Below are 18,353 nucleotides of genomic sequence, written 5' to 3'. Positions count from 1 at the left end.
CCCGTGCTGTCGGACCACGCGTACCCACGGCGAACGCGTCGGCGGCGTCCTCCGATCCTAGGTCGCGCAACGCTGAGTTTCGGGCCAAGCTCCGGCGCGTCAACGATCGCGCTTAACCCCGAGCGAACGGGGTACGCGCCCTATGTAGGCCCTGGTTAGGGCGATGAGGGAGGTGGCGTTGTGCAGGCGGCGACTGTTCGGTTCGAGGTGCCAGCCGCGCTGGACCACCTCACGATGGCGCACGCGATGTCGGAAACTATGCTGCTCGTGAACGGGTTCGCCCTTGACGTCGTCGTCGATCTGATGCTGGCACTCGACGAAGTCGTCACCACGCTGATGCGCGCCGCCGTCCCTGACACCGCTATCACGTGCGCGTTCACGACCGGGGCGGGGACGCTCGACGCGCGGGTGTCGAACGTGGCGCAACGGCCAGCGGCGATCGACGAGAACAGCTTCGGCTGGCATGTGGTCGCGTCGCTCACCGACACGCTGTCGGTGACCTACGACGCCTTCGACAATGACCGCGACGGGTACCCAACGACCATCTATTTTGGCTGGATTCACCGAGGTCAGCCGCACTAGACGTACTGTTGAGGGAACGCGGGTGACATAACGGGCACCCAAGTCGGGTACTCGAAGGTATCCGACGATGCCCGAAACGCGCGGAAACGAGGAGCACGGCGATGAACGAAGATTCCACTTCACCTTCGCACGGCGACAGTTACGACCACATCGAGGACCTGTTCACCGAACTAGACGCCGCACCAGCGGGCGAAGAGCACGACACCCTGCGGGCAGAGGTGATTGAGCGGTGTCTGCCGCTGGCCGACCACATCGCCCGCAAGTTCGCTGGACGCGGCGAACAGTTCGACGACTTAGAGCAAACCGCCCGAGTTGGGCTCGTGCTCGCCGTCGACCGCTTCGACACCGAACGCGGCCACACCTTCCTTTCCTTCGCGATTCCCACGATCATGGGCGAGGTTCGCCGACATTTTCGGGACAGGACCTGGGCGGTGCACGTTCCCCGGCGACTCAAAGAGCTGCAGCAACGCATCAATCCTGCCGTCGAAGAGCTGTGTCAACGGCTCGGGCACATGCCATCAGCCCGCGAGCTCGCCACCGAACTCGACGTTGATGTGCTTGAGGTTTCGCGCGCGATGGTCGCGAGCAACGGCTATCAAACCAACCCGATCGACGGGGCCGACGACGGTTTCAGCAAAGCGGTCAGTGCCACGCTCGGTGCCGACGAATCGTGCTACGAGCTCACCGAAAACGCGATCACGGTGCGCCCGCTGCTCGCCGACCTGCCGCCGCGCGAACGCCAGGTCCTCACGATGCGCTTCTTCGGCGAGCTGACGCAAAGCGAGATCGCCGCCCGACTCGGCGTCTCGCAGATGCAGGTGTCGCGGATGTTGTCGAGGACGCTCGCGTCGCTGCGTGCTCGCGCGCTCGACGAACCAGCGCTAGCGGCGTGACGCTGGCATTCGCGCCGCTGGCACCCGCGCATTGTCGACGCGAATCACCACGAGTTCCTCATGCCGCTGGCCCGGGGCAACGTGGCCCTGGGCCGCCAGCCAGCCGACTCGCGAACGCATGACCGGGCCGAACGGGATGGTTTGCTTCGCGACGACGTGGGCGTGAACCCCGTTGTCGCGCAGGCTGTTTAACGTTTGATGGGGGTCGCTGATCGTCGAGTGGACGATCAGCGCCATCCCCTGCGGCGTGAGCAGACTCGGCAATACCGCGCACAGCCGGTCGAGGATGCGGCGACCGTCTTGGCCCGCGTCCCACGCCAAACCCGCGCCGCGCCCGTCCCGTGCCGCGGGAACGTAGGGCGGGTTGGCGAGGACGAGGTCGAAACGGGGCAGCCCGAGCGCGGTGGTGAAGTCGCCGTGAATGAGTTCGACCGAGATTCCCCGCAGCCTGCAGTTCGCCCACGTGGACAACAGCGCAGGCCGAGACCTGTCGATAGCGGTCACCGTGCGCGCGCCATTCGCGGCGGCGGCCAAGGTGAGCGCGCCCGTTCCCGCGAAGGCGTCGAGCACGCGGAGTCCCCGCGCGGACGGCAACGCGCACAACGCCCGCCGCAACAACCACGTGTCGGCTTGGGGCGGGTACACCCGCGGCGCGCGAATGATCGGCAGCCCGACCATGTCCGGGTCAGCGCCTCGGCCATTCACACATTTCGTTTTTATCCTTGGTCCGAATATGCCGATGTTCCAGTGCGACGAGACCGATTCCGCCAACGAGACAAATACCACACAAAATACCGGCAATCAGCGCCCACCCGGCGAAACCGTAGCCCGCCGCGGTGAGGGTGGCGGCAACGAAAACTAACCCAACGCCGATCAGCACTAATCCGGGCCAGTTCATCGTGTCTTCGAACGCCTCCCCCGCGTACTGACGCGTGGTGCGGGCATGGTCAGGGAAATGGTGACGTGCTGGCAAAATATTCACGAGTTCGTCCTTTCTGCGTATCGGGACTCCTCGTGTCGAGGACTCAACGGGGCTATACCCGGTCGGTCGGTACGCAATCGCCGATTCCTCAGTTGTTTGATCGCATTCGGGTCGGGTATTGCTGCTATTGGGTCCCAAGGACGGCCCACAGCCACTGGTCGAGCGAACGTCTGAGAGGAATACCGCGATGAGCTTTGCGGACAAGCTGGAAAACAAGGCCGAGAAGTTGATTGGCAAGGCCAAGGAAGCGGTTGGCGAAGCAACCAACGACGATAAGAAGGCCAACGAGGGCCGGGGCGAGCAGTCCAAGGCAGACATCAAAGATGCTGGTGAGAAGGTTAAGGACGCCTTCAAGGGCTAACCGCCTTAGCTGAGCGCTGGTAGCAACGAAGAGCGTTGGTCACGCCAGCACGAAAGCACATAGGCGGCGAAACGGTCTTCGACCACGTTTGTCGCTTGAACGCCGAACACGATGTCGCGTGCGATATCGGGTTCGGCGTTCAGCATTTCCGCGATAACGTCGCGACGCATGATTTGTTCGTGAACCGCGTCCGCTTCGACATGTTCGATATAGAAAGCGACACACGCGGGATGATCGAGCATCGCGTCCGCGATTTTCGCGAGGTGGCGCGATGCTGGGGATGAGGTGATTTCATTCGCGGCAAAATGGCCGACGAGCGCGCCACGCAGCCGACGATGTAATCCGAAAAGGGAAATCATATTGACCACGGTGAGCATGGGCGCGGGCACGCGGTCGAGGTAGCTCAAATAGCCCGGGTCGAGGTCAGCGCCCGCGAGCAGGTCGGCGAAAAGTTGGGCATGCACGCGTTCACCACGGCCACCACCGAATTCGTCGAATTCCACCGCGACCAACGCGGCTTTGGGTTGTCCGCGCAACCGAGGGATTACCCAGGCGTAGGGGTCGGCCTCAATGTGGTGATATATCGACCGGTGCACAAAATATTCGCGCAAATGTTGTGCGGTGCCCTCGTCGGAGAGGAAGCCGATGATGCCGTCGGTGTAGTCGGCTGGTTCGAGCAGTGGGTCGAGTTCGGCGTCAACATCAACGCCGCCGGCTACTTCGTCCGACAACGCGGTCAGCAGCTCGTTTTCGAGGTCGCGCCGCAGTGTGAGGAGACCGGGGTCCCATTCCCACTCCGGGTCGACGCCAGCGAACCCTTGGTAGTGCAGTTCGTAGCAGGTGTGGAGGGCGAGCGCGTGGTCGTCGCCGTGCGGGTCGCCGGGCGTGAGGGTTGGGAGCGCGGAACCTAGTGGGCCGCTTAGGGATTCGATGAGCGCGCGGGATAGTTCTCCGCGCGGACGCGGCAGCGCGTGTTCGACGGTCATGGGGTACCTCGCCTCTTGCGGCGTCGATGGCTGGTATCGCAGAGCGGGTAGGTGGCCGACCGGCGGCACAGGCACAGCGCCACTTGGAAGCGGTCGCAGTGCAGAACGATGCCGTCGGCGGTCACCAGGTCGACCGGACCTTCGATCAGCGCGGGCCCGTCGTCGGTGAGCACGACCCGCCGTCGCTCGTCAGCGCCCGACATGAGCGCCCTCGTCGTCTCGTCCATACGCGGGCCATACCCGGCACCGCTGTGCTCAACCGCTGTTTGAGGTCGCGATTTCGGCGCGCCTACTTCCAGTGCTTACCGTGCTCTCGGCAGACCGCGCCCTCTGTGCATTGGGTGCAGTGCAAGCGGTCACCCAGCGGAGTCAGACCGCCGCCGCGACCTTTACACGCGGGACAATCGTGGACGGACCTCCGACATTTGCTGCAGTTCATTTCCTTCACCTTTCCGTTAGGGACTTGACGAAACACCCGGTGACTACACCCACCGGCGCATCCGCGCCAACAGGTACGCCACGACGCCACACAGCGGGATGGTCCACCACACGCCAGCACCACTTGGGGCGGGGCTGGAAAAGACCAGATATCCGAACCACACGGCACCGATTGCCGCACCAACCAGGAAGCAGAAAAGCGAATCGGTGAAGTCGGGGGGCGGTCGCTTGTCGAGCCAGGCCAGGTCAATCATGGTGACCGCGACCAGAATGACCACACCGGAGAGGGCGATCGTGCTGTACGCCCCGTCCGGGAAAAGGAAGAAGGTCGCGGGATTTTCCGGCGTGCGACTAGAATGCCGGGAAAAGAATTCGATCACCTTCATACCGCCCGCGAGCATGAGCCAAGTCATCCCAGCCAGCACGGCGCGCATAATCGCTGTAGTCACCAGTTCCTTTCGCACGCGGGCTTGATAATGGGTCAGCCGACGTTCCGGCGGCATCGGCTTTCGAGCCGAGTGGTCGTCGGCGTCAAATTTCGCTAATGCGGCAACGATCGCTCCAGTATGTCGATCAGTCCGATAGTTCGATGTCTTGAAGCAGCTGTACCCATCCCGAGCCGCGTAGGATTCAAAGACCAGATCCCAGTTCTCAATGTCGAGACCTTGCACCGAGTCTTCAATTTTCTCCAAATCCGGGTTTCTCGGCACTTGAGTATGTGAACGCTTCACTTGCAGCAGTTCGCCGTCAGGCATTAAAACTAGGATCTTCGTGCCGCGCCACCACTCGTATTCACCGTCGGTGACGCCGGTGATGCGCGTTTCCAGCACCCATCCCTCCCGCTTATCGGCCCCGAACCTAATGTCGGTTGGGACGCCGCGGTGGCGCGCGGCAACAGCGCTGGCTAGGGCATCTAGCTCAGCGACCGCCGCTTCGGTGACGGTGTTCGCGTAAGCGGCTCTACTGGTATCTGCCACGTCATTCTCCTTGCGTAATGTGCGCTGCCAGTAAGATATCCGCGCGCAAAAAAGGCGCCCAGTCCCCGCTTTCGCGGGACATCGTTACTGTCTGCAAACATCGGCACGCGCGAGAGATGCCGCTACAATCCTTTTGGGCGCGAGGCCGCAATTGTCTCGCAGGGTGGCATCGAGAAACAGGTAGTCCGATGAGCGTTCCTGTTCGGCTTGGCGTGATAGATGACCAATGCGGCTTCACCACGTCCGCGCTACGCGGATACTTGGCGCCGCACCCGGAAATCACCATCGTGGCAACAGCCGAGACTGTCCCCGAATTGCTCACCTGCGGAGCAACTTTGGACGTGGTGATGCTCGACCTTCTCCTCGCCGACGGCACATCGCCGATTGAAAACGCGACGCTCTTGCGCGAGCGGGGCTGGCCCGTTCTGGTCTTCACTGGTGGCGAAGATCCCGAGTTGGTTCGGATGGCCGCGCGCGCTGGTGTTGCGGGCATCGTCTTGAAGTCCGCGAGCGAAGATCGCATTGTCGCCGCTATTCGCGCGGTGGCACGCGGCGAAGAGTCGACATCGCTTGAACTTGCCGCCGTCATCGACGCCGACCCCGCTTTCGCACCGACGCTGCCCCCTCAACAACAGCGAACCCTCGCGCTTTACGCGTCGGGAGAATCCGAGCGCGACATCGCGGCAATTATGAATATCAGCCCGCACACGGTGAAGGAATACCTGACGCGCATCCGATCGGCCTATGCCGAATTAGGCCAGTCGAATTTATCGAGGTCGGAATTGACGCGCGCGGCGCGGTTAGGCGGATTCGTCCGGCGACCTTGGTCGCACCCGCGTCGATCAGTCCGATGACGACAGAGGGTCCGGGCGCACGTATCATTCGCCTTTACCTCCGCTTCATTGGCTTCGGATACCTTGCCTATTTCCTACTTTTGCTTCCACATATTGCCGCTGAGGCGCGCATAGTCGCGGCATGGTGGACGCCGGTAGCGGTTTTGATGGTTTTCGGAACCGGAAGCGCTGTCGCGGCGACGAGCTATTCACGCTTCGCCGCCGGTCGCCGAACCGTACCGACTGCCGCCGCGCTTTCTTACCTCCCTCCCGCATTGCTGTGGCTTCCCGCGTGGACGGAATCTCCACCGCCCGAGACATTTCTCTGGTTTTCGGCGATCCCGGGCCTAGCGGGCATGTGTGCGGCGGTGACGTGGCCTGCCCGCTTCGCCCTCGCCTACACCGCGTTGTTGGTGGCGATTACCCAGGCGCTCAACTACCGGAGCGGTGCTGCCGAAGCGTGGTGGTTCGCTGACCTGGTCACCAATGTCAGCTACAGCCTGTTGTTGGTAGGTGCGGCTTGTATAGCCGTCCGCACGGCGCGCACTCTTGACGCCACCCGCGCGCAGGCGCCCATTCTTGCTGGCCAGCGAGCGGCACGAGCGGCCGAGGATGCGGAGCGTCGCCTGTTCGTTGACCTCGTCCACACCTGGGTGATTGCCACGTTGCTCGGCGCGGCCAGAGGTAGCACGCCTGCACCCGAGCTCAAACGAAACGCCGGAATCACCATCGACAAACTGCGCGCGCTCGCCGAAGACGAGCCAAGGCCTCGGCCGATTCCTGCCAAGCAGGCGATCGCACGCCTCCGTCTCGCGGCCGGTGAGGTGGGCGCTGGGGTCCGAATCCACGGGCGCAGCCGTGCGAATGCCGCCTATCCTGCCGACGTAATCGAGGCGATTTGTGCGGGGGTGCAGGAGTCGTTGCGCAACAGTCAGCGGCACGCTGGACCGGACGTCGTACGTGAGGTGCGAGTTAGCTTGCGCGACAGTGGAGTTCGCGTGACCATCACCGACGATGGGCCTGGGTTCCGTCGCTCCGACCTTCCGGCCGATCGGCTTGGCGTCACGTCCATCCAAGCGCGGCTCACGCTCATCCCTGGTGGGTTCGCGACGGTGAGGGGTCGGCCCGGGCGCGGTGTCCGCGTCGACTTGCGCTGGCGACGACCTAGTGGCGACCCCGCAGACATTCGACAATTGCTCGGCATGCGTCAGCCGATCGCTCGCGTTACCGCGGTGAGCTACCTGACCGGCACAGCCCTGCAGGCGATCACCGCTGACGAAGGCGTTGAGCCGTGGTGGCCTGTTGGTGTCGCCATCGCCATTTTCCTGATGGCTGGGCTGAGTTTGCTTCTGACACAGGGCGACCCGGTCCCGGTCGGCAGCGGGATCGCGATCATGGTCGCGCAACCACTCAGCACCGCATTAGTGTGCGCGGTGGTTCCGTGGCCAGTGACATCAGGGACTCAACTGTGGCCGCTGTTCGCTACGACGACGCTGAGCCTGTTTCTGTGCGTGCGCGGCAGGACCGGGTTGGGGTGGGGCGGCTTCGCGATGACGAGCGCCGTCACCATCGCATGGGCCGCCAACGTAGGGGGCGACGTGGTTCTCGGGCTGGTCCTCACCACAATCAACGCTGCCCCGTTGACAATGGCAACCATTTTCGCCCGCACAATTCGCCCAGCGGCGAATGCCATCTTCGTCGCTCGGCAGCAAGAGATTTCGGCAGCCGAGCGGCATGCTGAGCAGGTTGCTCGACTGAGTCTGCGCCGATCCCAACTCGCCACTCTCGACCCCGAGATTCACGAGTTGCTCTGTGTTGCAGCGACTTACGGTCAGTTAGACCCCAAAAGTCGAAAGGTCGCGCTGTTACATGAGACGCATCTGCGCTCGATCGCTCGCGCGCCGGGGTTGGCCGACCCGCTCGTTACGCACGCAGCGTGGAACGCTCGTCGCCGTGGCGCGGTCGTGAACCTTTTCGACGACGGTGCCGACCGCCTCGCGACCCTGACCCCTGAGCAACGCACCCTATTTCTGACTTGGGCAGCGGATCGCCTAGATCAGGCACGCCCGAACAGCGTGGTCACCCTGCGCGTGAACCCGGCACACCGAGCCACGTTGGCGACGGTGGTAGGGCGACATGAAGGGCGAACCTTCCGGCGGAGTTACCCGTAAAGGGCGGGAGGCGTTCCCTAGCTAGCGGGTCGCCGCGAAAGAGCCTGTCCCGCAATCGTTTTAGCCGCTTCGCACGCCCGTCCCGGCTCAGACTGGTTCGGAAGAATCACCTGGGTGTAGAGGATTTCGGCCAAGTTGTTTTTGCGTTTCGCACGATGCAGGCCCGGCCACGGGTCCCAATTCTTGACAGCGATGGTGACGATGCAGCGGCCCGTATCCGACTGGCTGATATCCCACGCTCGCCCGGCGAAGCCATTAATGGTCACGCGATTGCCCAGGTAGATGCTCGGATCATCGATCCACACCGACATCATCGCGCCCGGCGGTCGTTCGGACTCGTCGACGGTACGCCATTGACAGTCGTGTTCCGCCGCGACGGACTGGTCAATCAGCCCCGGCATAGTCAGCGCGGACCTGACCTCGGCGACCGACAACGCGCTGCACAGGGCGTACCCCCGCAGTGAATCGCCCGCGTACGGGATGCGTTGGTATTTCCCGGCGCGCATGGTCGCGACGATGGCGTCGACCGCACGGTCGCGCACCGGGCAGGCGTTAACGTCGCTGAGCGGACGGCCGTTTCGATCGGCGGCGGCATGCACGACAACGCCCGCACCGTTTGGTAGTCGGACCGACCCGTCGCACCAAGCACCCTCGTTCGACGTGCCTTTGGCGATCCGAATTCCCCCGCGCGTCGTCGACACCGCGTCGGTGGAATCAAGATCGGTGGTATGCGCGCTCATGATCGTCCACACCGCGACGCGATCGTCTTGCCTGCCAACCAAATCCAAACGCAGGCTGCACCGCACGAAATTCGTTGGCCGCACAGCGATTTCGGGTTTGACATCCGTTATGTCGGCGAAAGTGTCGGCCGGGATGAACCCGCACGGATCCAGTGTTGCGATGTCACCGATGGGTGGAAGGTCGCGTGCCGAATCCGCTTCCGAGACACACCCTCCCGCGAACAGCACAACGAATACTGTTGCGACAGCGGCATAGATGGTGCCCCGGACCTGTTTCATGCTGCCCCTCCCCCAAGTAGAAGTCCCCGCCCAACCTACTTGCCGGTTTGCCGCGGTGGGTACGCGGCACCCGCACTCGTTGGCTTGCGAAGGCCCGAAGCGCCGTCCTCCTTTCGCTCAAACACCAAGCTCGTCGCAGAGGTCGTCGTAATGATCGAGATAGTCGGGTGTTGACCGGTGATTGCCCAGCCCGACCGTGTCGAATTCGTCCAACCCGTCAGCAGCGCTAATACCCAGCTCGCGCAGCGCGTCGTTGATGTCGGTCGTCGCCCGAATCGGGCCGCCATTGATGCACACAACAGCGCCTTGGGAGCCCATGCCGCCGTAGAATTCGGTGATCAAGATCGCGAAAGTCGGGTTGGGTCGACCGGACAGTTCTCGCGCGGTCTGAAGGAGCACATTCTCCGTCGGAAACAGTAGCTGTGGTGGCCGATCCGGAACGACTTCAAAGTGTCCCGTGACCCCTTGGACTGCTTGCCAATACGCCGCGTAGCAGTGCGTTACGTGAAAAAGTGTCAGGTTGCCGTTGAGCGGGACCGCTCGCAGATCCCATTGGGCCGCGACCTCAGGCACGTGGGCGTCGGGTAGCACTAACGCGGTAATGGCGTGGGACACGGGCTCACACTAGGCCGACAACGCCTGCGCCGCCTCACTTCTCGTCCTGTCGGACACCAGGTGCCTGAGCTTCTCACCACGACGTCTCACAACCGGCGAACCCCACGCACCACCTTGGCAAAGGAAGTCGACGCCGCAAGTCCAGCGCTCAGTCGCGGGTGGGCGAGCCCGAAATCGGCCAGCACGGCATAGGTCAGCCCGTGATCGCGACGTTCAGCCAACTGGTCGAGAATTTCCGAAGGGGTTCCTGCCAGGAAGAATTCCCGCAGCAGCGACATCGGTGCCCGACGCCCGTACTCCAGCGCCGTCGCTTCGTCGATGGTTTGCGGAAGAATGTCTTGGCCACCAGCGAACGTCGGGCCAAGTGGGTGTTCCGCCCCGTGCCGAGCCCAGGCTTCAGCTGGCGCGACGAGTCCGTACGCGCGAACGACGGGCGAGTTGAGGATCTCCTCGACGATCCCCGCTGACTTAGCCGCGATAACGAAGAACCAGGTACCCGCCTCGATCGCGTCTGGGTCACGTCCCGCATTGGTCGCGGCGGAACGGACTTTGTCGAGGTTGGCGCGGTATTCCGACGGGCTGCCGGTGAACGCTGGCAGCCACCCGTCCGCGTACTGCCCCGCTATCCGCAGCATTCGCGGACCGTGCGCGCCCATCCACAGCTCAGGACGGGTGCCGCGATAGGGCGGCAGGGCGAAAACCGCGTCGCGGAGAGGGAAGAATTCCGAATCGCGAGAAATCGGCTCCCCGTTCGACGCCCACAGCGCCCGAATCGTGGCAACCGCCTCCTCGAACCGCGCGACCGGGCGCTTCCACTCGACACCGTAGGGCTCGTTGTTTTCGCGCTCCCCGGGTCCGATCCCGAGGATCGCACGCCCGCCCGTGAGCAGGTGCAGGGTGGCAGCGGCCTGCGCGGTGACCGCCGGATTGCGGCGGCCCGTGTCGGTGACGCCAACGCCGAGTCGCAGCCGAGGCCACCGGTTCTTTGCCGCGGAGTAACCGAGCAAGGTCCACGGCTCGTAGTACGCGTCGGACGCCGGCGCGATCCGACTACCACCCACATTGGCTGGTGACCAGATCGACTGTGGGAACAGTCCAATCAGGTGGTCGACCGCCCAGATCGAATCGGCACCGGTCGTCGCGGCATTAAACCGCGCGCTGCGGCGAGTGAAGTCGGGCACGAACCGACTATGCAGTCCGGGATCGACCACCCCGGCCCGAACTCGTTGCTTGCGCATCCAACCCACCTCACGTTGACGGGCACACCGCGTACTCGACCATTTTCTCTGATCGACAGGTTCTTGGTGCGGGCTTGGCGGCGAATCGGCCGACCAGATAAGTCATGGCTGTAGGTAGACCGACCGCTGCTTCGGTGCCGTGCTCGCCGACGGGGTTCTCGGCCACCTGCACCGGAGTCCTTGCCTCGCAAGATTTTTCGGAAAGCGCTCGCACTGATCGGCGCGGACTCGTCGGCGACAGCGGGTGGACGCGCAAACTGACGCCGTGAGCGGGCAACGCGCATTCGGTGAATGGGCGAGGTGGCGCGGCCTGTCAGTCCGTACCAACGGATAACGGTGGCACGTCGAGGCGGCGCGCGAGCTCATCGTAGAGAGCCGCCAGTCGTTCGATCCGTTCGCCCATAGCCCGTAGCCGCCGTTGGGCGATGTGCATCGCGGTCCCGCAGACCTCGGTGTTGACGACGGTGAACGTCGTCGGCACCGGCCGGTCAAGCAGGCCGGTGAACAGCCGGATGTCGTCGATCGTGAATCCGACGCTTTGCAATTCGCGAATATTGCGCACCCGGGTCACGGCCTCGTCGCCGTATTCGCGGTAGCCCGCGGTTGTTCGGTTCGCGGTGAGCAAGCCCTTCTGTTCGTAGTAGCGCAGCGCGCGCGTTGTCGTGCCCGTCGCGCGTGCGACCTGTCCGATCCGCACCCGAAGCCTCCGCTCTACATCGTCACTAAGACGGTACCGGTATGTTCCCCCGCCAGCGTCTCCGTCAGCGCGGTCTCACCTTGGCCAAGCCCATGAAACATGGTGTGGGGCACCGTGATTCGACCCGCAGTCGCCCAGGTGTGAATCTCGTCAGCGGCCCGCTGCAACGCGGCGGGGTGGTCGCGTGCGGTGAATCCGCGCAAGGTGATTCGTTTCGCGATCAGGGTGGACAGGTCGAGCCCGACGTCCTCGCGCGACGCGAGCGTGCCGATCGCCATGATGCGCGCACCCGGATTGGCGACTTCGATGACGGCCTGGGTTTGCGCGCCGCCGGTCAGGTCGAGGAATACGTCAACCCCGTCAGGCGCGGCATGACGAAGAGCGCCGACGAAGTCGGGATCGCGCCGGTCAACGGCCTCGTCGTACCCCGCTTCCGCAGTCAGCCACGCCAGCTTTTTGGCGGAAGCGCTACCAACTACGCGCCCCGCGCCGAGCAGTTTCGCAATAGTCCCGGCGACAGACCCGATCGACCCAGCCGCGCTAGAAACCACCACCGTCTCGCCAGGTCGCAGGCTTGCGACCGTCAGCGCGACGTGCGCCAGTTCGGTTTGTGCAAGTGCGAGAACGGGATCGGTCCAGTCGGGCAGCACCCGGGCCCGCTCGACATCAACAATGGCGTGCTCGCGCCAGCCGAACGGGTGCGCGACCAACGTTCCCCGCGTTAAGTCACCCGCGATAACTTCACCAACAGCCGGACCCCATAGTGCGTGCCCGATGCGATAAGGCGGCATCCCGGGTGCGCCGCCATCGAGCAGCAGCCTCATCGCGGCACGGATACCCATCACGTGGTTGCGGACCAGAACTTGCCCTGACTTCGGCGGTGCGAGAACCGTTTCGACGATCGTCAGTCGTCCGGTTGAGGTGAGGTGTGTTTCGCGCGTTGTGGTCATGCGGCCGACGCTAAAGGTTGACGTATGCGTCAAGGTCAAGATGTGAGTGCCTGCGGAAGCGAGCGGTGTAAGGGCTTGGCGTTGAGCTGATACAGGCGTGAAGAAATGCCCCAACCAAAACGACCGGTTAACGGCGGGTCGGCCGACCGTACGAGCTACCGGCTTTCTGTCGATATGGCTCGGTTGCGTTGCAGGATAACTATTCTCGTAGAAGACTGACCGCGTGGCTGAACGGCGAACGGGACTGCTGCACGCTTAGGTGACACCTGACCTGTGGTGCCGGGTGGCACCACTGCAAGGATGTAAACCGTGCCAAAGCCCTACCCCAAAGAGTTCCGCGACGATGTCGTGCGCGTGGCCCGCAACCGCGGCCCCGGCCAAAAACTCGCTCAAATCGCCGCCGACGTCGGCATCAGCGAGTCCTGCCTAGCCAGTTGGCTCAAACAAGCCGATGCCGCTGACCAGGGACAATCGGCCACCACCGTGGGCGGCAACGCTGAACTCGTCGCCGCGCGCCGACGCATTAAAGACCTCGAACAAGAAAACGAGGTGCTGCGTCGCGCGGCAGCGTATTTGTCGCAGGCGAATCTGCCGGGAAAATGATCTACCCGCTCGTTCGTGAGCTGGCCGCAGACGGGATTGCTGTCGCGGTGACGTGCCGGGTGTTGAAAATCGCGCGCCAACCGTACTATCGGTGGCTCGCCAACCCGGTCACGACCGCAGAACTTGAGCAGGCTTACCGCGCGAACGCGCTCTTTGATGCTCATCGCGACGACCCTGAGTTCGGATACCGGTTTCTCGCGGACGAAGCCGCCGATGCCAGCGAGCCGATGGCTGAGCGGACGGCGTGGCGGATCTGTTCGGATAACGGGTGGTTCAGTGTTTTCGGGAAGAAACGAGGTGCCAAGAATAAGCGTTCTGGCCCTCCTGTTCATGACGATTTAGTCGAACGACAGTTCCTCGCCCAGGCGCCAAATCAGTTGTGGCTCACCGATATTACCGAACACGAAACCGGTGAAGGAAAACTGTATTTATGCGCGGTCAAAGACGTGTTCTCGAACAGGATCGTGGGCTATTCCATCGACTCGCGTATGACGGCCCGATTGGCTGTTGATGCGGTTTCCTCAGCGGTGGCTCGGCGTCGCGCCGTGGGTGAATCTGTCGCTGGTTGTGTGGTCCACAGCGATCGTGGCTCGCAATTTCGTTCCCGAAAGTTCGTGCGCGCGTTGGGTATCGCGGAGATGGTCGGATCGATGGGGCGAGTCGGTGCCTGTGGTGACAACGCGGCGATGGAATCGTTCTTCGCGTTGCTGCAGCGCAATGTGTTAGATCGTCGGCCGTGGTCGACGCGGGAGGAATTACGGATCGCGATTGTGTGCTGGATTGAGCGGACTTACCACCGGCGTCGCCGTCAGGTCCGGCTCGGTAAATTGACGCCGGTCGAGTTCGAGGCCATCATGGCAAAGCCAACTCTTCGAGTGGCCTGACTGCTGTCACCAGATCGTGCAGCGGTCCCAACCCTCTGTTAGACAAGAACCGTGCGAGCGCATGGCGCGAAGCGTAATCGGTCCAAGCGTCCGCAGCGTGCGCGTGGCGGTCGCCGGCGCAGGACCTGCGCGTGAATCGGAAGTTCGCCGAAGAAGCTTGCTTTACGGCGACGCGGTGAAGGGCGAAAATGGGATCTCTTGAGGACGAAATCCGGAAGACCGAAAAGGCTCGGGCCAGAGATGAGGACGAACGACTCCTCCGGCAGGCTGCCAGAAAAGCTGAGGATGACGAACGGGTTACCGAATTTCGATCGTTGATGCGGAAGCATCGAATTCCGACGGTGCCGCTTTTCGTTGAGGACTTCGAGATTGAATTCCAGCGTGGAAGTAAGTGGTTTCCCGACATTTGGCACTACCAGTACACGTTCGCTGCTGACATGTGGACGATACACACGCAGGACAATCGTGGCAGTTACGGCTACTCCTGTGTCGGCACTGGCGGTCGAGCGGATGGAAAGCCTAAGGAGGTTCCGGCGCAGGAGAAAGGGTTTCACTACAACCTGCCGCCGGGCACCACGGATTCGCATGGACGACAGAAGAGGTCGAGGCACAAGGTTATCCGGGTTCGCCTGGACACCCAGGCGCAAACCTATGCCTCGCAGCACAACAACCACCTGTGGGTTATTGAGCGGCGCTCCTTCGAAGCTGTGGCGCAGCCACCTTCGGTCGAGTCAAATCAGGTCTTAGAAGACTTCAACCGGGAGCGCCGCCTGACCGCGTTCGCGGATGCCACCCGCCGACTGATCGCGCAGGGCCGGTCAACGGACGCCGACCACAAGGTGCAGCGTTGATGATCTTGCGTGGCGAGGACCTTTGGAGTTGATGGCGTGGTGGAGAGAGGACACATACGGCACACTCGAAGGCGATTAAAGGTCTCGAATACCGCCTCGGCATTTCACCTCGCGAGACTCCCGCCTGGCGCGCACGGCGACCGATCCTCTGGCAGGCTCTCTGGACATGACGACCGGATTTGTAGTGCCGTCCGAGCATGGGAGCGAACAGGAATGGATCGAGTTTGCCCACACGTTTGGCGGATACGGAAGCTTCGCTAACGGCCCGGACTCATTTTGGTCGGAGTCGAACAGGGTGTCGACAGCGTGGGATCAGGACGGCGAGTTACCTACGGATCTGGATCTGTTGCGCGCTTGTCTGTTCTATGAGGTCAGGGGGCACCGTCATCGCGGCGACGTGACACCGTTTAACGAGCTTGTATTCGTTCGCGCGCTCGTTAGCCGAATTCGGGAAGTCTCCGGTGGGACGGTGAGCTAACAACTCGCCGAAAGGTTCGCTACTTGGCCCTGGCACAGCGGGCATCGCCCACTGTGCCCAGGCATCAGATGCCGAACCGTTCGATCGGATCCCTGTCCGTGAATCGCGGTCGTACACCGCGACCACACTGGGTGCGCCATAAGCGCTCTCGATCACACTCGCGGAAAGCACAGCATCGAATCCTGACGCGGCTCACCAACCCGCGGCGATCATCCACGGCCAGGTTTAGGTGTCGGGGTCCGAGCTAAATGGCGTTCGCTGGTGCTAATTGAACCTGTAGTCGCGTCGGCGAATTTGTGGTTCCGCAAGCGCGCTCCTCAGGTATCGTTGTCCGCCAATAGCATTGGGGGACTGAATGATTGATGCCCGCACCTCCAGTGAGGCGCTTGCACGGAGAAGTCGTCGACGAACATCATTGGTGATCACGCTCGCCAGCCTGACTGCCTTTCTTCCTATCGCGACATTCATGTCCAACAGTCCTGACGGCCTCACACCACTCCTCATTTTCGGTGCTGTGGTGGCCGTGATCGGCCCGGTCATCTTTTGGGTCGTAATCGCGGCATTGGAGGACTCGGCAAGCAAGTCTGCGGGTGCGCGCGAAGCCCTCAATCAGGCTGTCGAGAACGTATCCAGCCCAAATGATCTCCTCAAACTGATGGAGGTCAATCGGCGACAAATGGAGGCATACGACATCCAAGCGCGTTCGCAGGGCCGGACTTCGCACTGGAGCAGCTTGCTGGCGATGACGGCTGGGCTAGGAATCGTTGCCGTCGGGATGTGGATCGCGGTTACTGCTGACGAGACTGCGACAAAGTACGCCGCAGCGATCATCGCAGCGGTAGGGACTGGTACGGGTGGCTACATCGCTAAGACGTTCATCCAGGTCAACACGACGGCGCAGCAGCACGTCCGATTCTATTTCGAACAACCGTTGGTGCAGTCGTATTTGCTTACCGCTGAACGGGTGATCGAACGTCTTCCCGAAAGTGAACGTGGTCCGCAATACGCGCTCGTTGTGGCTGCGGCGCTCGGTCAAGCTGGCCTTGTTCCTGAGCTCCGGAATGCAGTGGGACATCCCTCGTTGTCTCATGAACAATCGACGCAGCCAGACGCGTCAAGAGAGTCACCCGCAGGCGAGCTCTGACTCAGAGGCCTATTTACGCCGCGACTGGCCAGTACGCGCTCTGTCGCGGCGTCGCGCCTGTCCAGGGTCAGCTCAACGGTCATCCCCCGAGACCTTCGCGCCCACGAGTCCCTCAGTGCCAATCCCTGCCGACAGCCACGGTCAATTTCCCTCAGCGCGTGCATCATTGGCACTGATCACCGAACACCGTCGGCACTTGTCCTGCTGTCCGGCTGTCCCCGACACCGGCAATCACCGACTTCACACTCCTTTGGACTTCCGCTCTCGCACAGCCCGACCCTCCTCAAACACGCTAGGAGACACCGTGTCTGGACGACCACCTCGCCCAGTAGGAACCTTCAGTACCCCCTCCAAACCACGCCTACAACCCAACGGCTCCTGGCGCACCACGACCCGCTACTACGGCGCCTGGCGCACCACCTCAATCCAACGCATCGGTGCCACTGCCAACGCGGCGACCGACAGACTCGCCGAGGCGATGCGGGACTTCCACGAAGTCCCCGACAACACCCCCGTCACCCGCACCACCACCTTGATGGAGTTGGCCCGTCAACTGCTGACCGCGATGAATCAAGACCCCGACATCGGCCCACGCCTAGTCGAGGACTACCGCCGTGAGATCGAGGTCTCCCACGCTAAGTGCGCTAATCCAAACACGATCAAGATCGAGAACACCGTCGGACACCTGCAAATCTGGCAAGCCACCACCGGCGAACTCGACCGCCACATCAAACGCATCACTGCCCTCGGGCTGCGCCGAAAAGCCAAACAACACAAGCTGATTCTGCGTGCGATGATGCAAATCGCCGTCCGCCACGACGTCCTCTCCACCAACCCAATCAACGGCGTCGACGGCTTCCGCCGACGACGTGCACCAGCACGCGGGAAAGTCGCTGACATGGCAGCGCTACCCGCCTTCCGCGACCAAGTACGGGCCTGGGCCAACGGTGACGAGATCCCCGGGACTCCCGCCTACGTCAGCGGACCCACCCGCGACTGGGCAATCGTGTGGGTCGTCGACGTCATCACCGGCACCGGTGTTCGGCCCTACGAAGTGTTCGCACTACTGCTCGACGAGATCGATCTCGTCGCCGAAACGCCCTTCCTCGACGTCACCGGAACCCTCGAACACGTGCCCGGTGTCGGCTGGACCCGTAAACCCACCCCCAAAACCGAGAACGGGTGGCGACGAATCCTGCTACCCGCCCACACCATCGAAGCGATCAGCGACGCCATCGCCGACCTCCAGGTTACCCAAACACCCAACCCCGAGAGGGTGCTGTTCCCCGCCCGCAACGGATCCTTCCGCAACCCCAACAACTTCGGTCGGGTGTGGCGCGCCGCCCGCGGCGACAACTTCGCCTGGGTTACCCCGAGGACGTTCCGTCGTGGCGTCGCTACTGCCGTGGACTCCGCCACCGGCAACCCCGAGCGCGCCGCCCGCCAACTCGGCAATACCACCGCGATCGCCAAAACCCACTACATCGACCGCCCCGACACCGCACCCGACAACCGCGACATCCTCGAACAGTGGGCCCGCGGCAACCCCGACGAACGCGCCTGACCCCTGCTGCCCGATTTGGGTTACAAATGCCCGTTTGGGGTGGATTTCCAGCAGGCAGGAAGGCCGCCAAACAGGCGCTCAGGCGAT

Annotated in this window: 19 protein-coding genes; 9 read left to right on the top strand and 10 right to left on the bottom strand. The window is 62.8% G+C overall.

Translation table 11 applies throughout. The annotated features are described in order from the left end of the window. Positions 1-180 precede the first annotated feature (180 nt). Together IEX78_RS00295 and IEX78_RS00290 are read left to right on the top strand one after the other, a co-directional pair. Positions 181-582, top strand: a complete 402-nt coding sequence (locus IEX78_RS00295) for an anti-sigma factor (protein ID WP_188826682.1) — start codon at positions 181-183, stop codon at positions 580-582. A 101-nt stretch (positions 583-683) separates the two neighbouring features. Next, on the top strand, positions 684-1,475 hold the full coding sequence (locus IEX78_RS00290) for a SigB/SigF/SigG family RNA polymerase sigma factor (RefSeq protein ID WP_188826681.1): 792 nt from the start codon (positions 684-686) through the stop codon (positions 1,473-1,475). Here IEX78_RS00290 and IEX78_RS00285 read toward each other — a convergent pair. Further along, entirely contained in the window at positions 1,464-2,180 is a 717-nt protein-coding gene (locus tag IEX78_RS00285) for a HemK2/MTQ2 family protein methyltransferase (RefSeq protein WP_308426506.1), read from the bottom strand. The two genes, IEX78_RS00290 and IEX78_RS00285, sit on opposite strands and share 12 nt — an antisense overlap. Then, positions 2,161-2,457, bottom strand: coding sequence for a hypothetical protein (locus tag IEX78_RS00280; protein WP_188826680.1), 297 nt, complete (start codon positions 2,455-2,457; stop codon positions 2,161-2,163). The genes IEX78_RS00285 and IEX78_RS00280 overlap by 20 nt, the downstream gene beginning before the upstream one ends. A gap of 187 nt (positions 2,458-2,644) precedes the next feature. On the opposite strand from IEX78_RS00280, the gene IEX78_RS00275 reads away from it, so the two are divergent. Beyond that, positions 2,645-2,818: a CsbD family protein gene (locus IEX78_RS00275; RefSeq protein WP_188826679.1), complete on the top strand. Its 174-nt coding sequence runs from the start codon at positions 2,645-2,647 to the stop codon at positions 2,816-2,818. A gap of 5 nt (positions 2,819-2,823) precedes the next feature. On the opposite strand, the gene IEX78_RS00270 is transcribed toward IEX78_RS00275, so the two are convergent. The 3 genes from IEX78_RS00270 to IEX78_RS00260 all read right to left on the bottom strand — a co-directional run bounded on the left by IEX78_RS00270 (position 2,824) and on the right by IEX78_RS00260 (position 5,072). Then, positions 2,824-3,804: an iron-containing redox enzyme family protein gene (locus IEX78_RS00270; RefSeq protein WP_188826678.1), complete on the bottom strand. Its 981-nt coding sequence runs from the start codon at positions 3,802-3,804 to the stop codon at positions 2,824-2,826. Then, positions 3,801-4,031 carry a CDGSH iron-sulfur domain-containing protein gene (locus tag IEX78_RS00265; protein ID WP_229683605.1) on the bottom strand — a complete coding sequence of 77 codons (231 nt, stop codon included), beginning with the start codon at positions 4,029-4,031 and terminating at the stop codon, positions 3,801-3,803. The genes IEX78_RS00270 and IEX78_RS00265 overlap by 4 nt, the downstream gene beginning before the upstream one ends. A gap of 255 nt (positions 4,032-4,286) precedes the next feature. Continuing rightward, on the bottom strand, positions 4,287-5,072 hold the full coding sequence (locus IEX78_RS00260) for a hypothetical protein (protein ID WP_188826677.1): 786 nt from the start codon (positions 5,070-5,072) through the stop codon (positions 4,287-4,289). A 335-nt stretch (positions 5,073-5,407) separates the two neighbouring features. Here IEX78_RS00260 and IEX78_RS00255 point away from each other — a divergent pair, with 335 nt between their 5' ends. Both IEX78_RS00255 and IEX78_RS00250 read left to right on the top strand, forming a co-directional pair. Beyond that, positions 5,408-6,073, top strand: coding sequence for a sigma factor-like helix-turn-helix DNA-binding protein (locus tag IEX78_RS00255; protein ID WP_188826676.1), 666 nt, complete (start codon positions 5,408-5,410; stop codon positions 6,071-6,073). Next, on the top strand, positions 6,070-8,223 hold the full coding sequence (locus IEX78_RS00250) for a sensor histidine kinase (RefSeq protein ID WP_188826675.1): 2,154 nt from the start codon (positions 6,070-6,072) through the stop codon (positions 8,221-8,223). The genes IEX78_RS00255 and IEX78_RS00250 overlap by 4 nt, the downstream gene beginning before the upstream one ends. A 17-nt stretch (positions 8,224-8,240) precedes the next feature. Here IEX78_RS00250 and IEX78_RS00245 read toward each other — a convergent pair whose 3' ends face one another. The 5 genes from IEX78_RS00245 to IEX78_RS00225 form a co-directional block, all read right to left on the bottom strand. Continuing rightward, a complete protein-coding gene (locus tag IEX78_RS00245) occupies positions 8,241-9,242 on the bottom strand; it encodes a hypothetical protein (protein WP_188826674.1) in 1,002 nt (333 codons plus the stop codon). 117 nt (positions 9,243-9,359) lie between these two features. Further along, positions 9,360-9,857 carry a hypothetical protein gene (locus IEX78_RS00240; protein ID WP_188826673.1) on the bottom strand — a complete coding sequence of 166 codons (498 nt, stop codon included), beginning with the start codon at positions 9,855-9,857 and terminating at the stop codon, positions 9,360-9,362. 86 nt (positions 9,858-9,943) lie between these two features. Further along, positions 9,944-11,095, bottom strand: coding sequence for an LLM class flavin-dependent oxidoreductase (locus IEX78_RS00235; RefSeq protein ID WP_188826672.1), 1,152 nt, complete (start codon positions 11,093-11,095; stop codon positions 9,944-9,946). A gap of 313 nt (positions 11,096-11,408) precedes the next feature. Next, positions 11,409-11,792: a MerR family transcriptional regulator gene (locus IEX78_RS00230; RefSeq protein ID WP_188826671.1), complete on the bottom strand. Its 384-nt coding sequence runs from the start codon at positions 11,790-11,792 to the stop codon at positions 11,409-11,411. A 14-nt stretch (positions 11,793-11,806) separates the two neighbouring features. After that, positions 11,807-12,742: an MDR family NADP-dependent oxidoreductase gene (locus IEX78_RS00225; RefSeq protein WP_188826670.1), complete on the bottom strand. Its 936-nt coding sequence runs from the start codon at positions 12,740-12,742 to the stop codon at positions 11,807-11,809. A gap of 309 nt (positions 12,743-13,051) precedes the next feature. On the opposite strand from IEX78_RS00225, the gene IEX78_RS00220 reads away from it, so the two are divergent. From IEX78_RS00220 to IEX78_RS00205, 4 genes are all read left to right on the top strand, one after another. Next, positions 13,052-14,229 (top strand): IS3 family transposase gene (locus IEX78_RS00220; RefSeq protein WP_229683604.1). Its coding sequence is split into 2 segments (ribosomal slippage): positions 13,052-13,336 and positions 13,339-14,229, totalling 1,176 coding nucleotides; the frame shifts between segments, so codons are not numbered across the junction. Positions 14,230-14,417: 188 nt separating this feature from the next. Then, the gene (locus IEX78_RS00215) at positions 14,418-15,080 is read left to right on the top strand and encodes a hypothetical protein (protein WP_188826669.1); all 663 of its coding nucleotides are present in this window, start codon (positions 14,418-14,420) and stop codon (positions 15,078-15,080) included. Between the two features lie 896 nt (positions 15,081-15,976). Further along, positions 15,977-16,702, top strand: a complete 726-nt coding sequence (locus IEX78_RS00210; RefSeq protein WP_188826668.1) for a TRADD-N-associated membrane domain-containing protein — start codon at positions 15,977-15,979, stop codon at positions 16,700-16,702. 304 nt (positions 16,703-17,006) lie between these two features. Continuing rightward, complete coding sequence (locus IEX78_RS00205; RefSeq protein ID WP_188826667.1) at positions 17,007-18,266, top strand: site-specific integrase; 1,260 nt, start codon at positions 17,007-17,009, stop codon at positions 18,264-18,266. The last annotated feature ends 87 nt before the right edge of the window (positions 18,267-18,353 follow it).

This window comes from Nocardia camponoti, assembly GCF_014646135.1.
In the GTDB taxonomy this organism is placed as follows: Bacteria; Actinomycetota; Actinomycetes; order Mycobacteriales; family Mycobacteriaceae; genus Nocardia; species Nocardia camponoti.
This window is presented reverse-complemented; position numbering and strand designations above follow the sequence as displayed.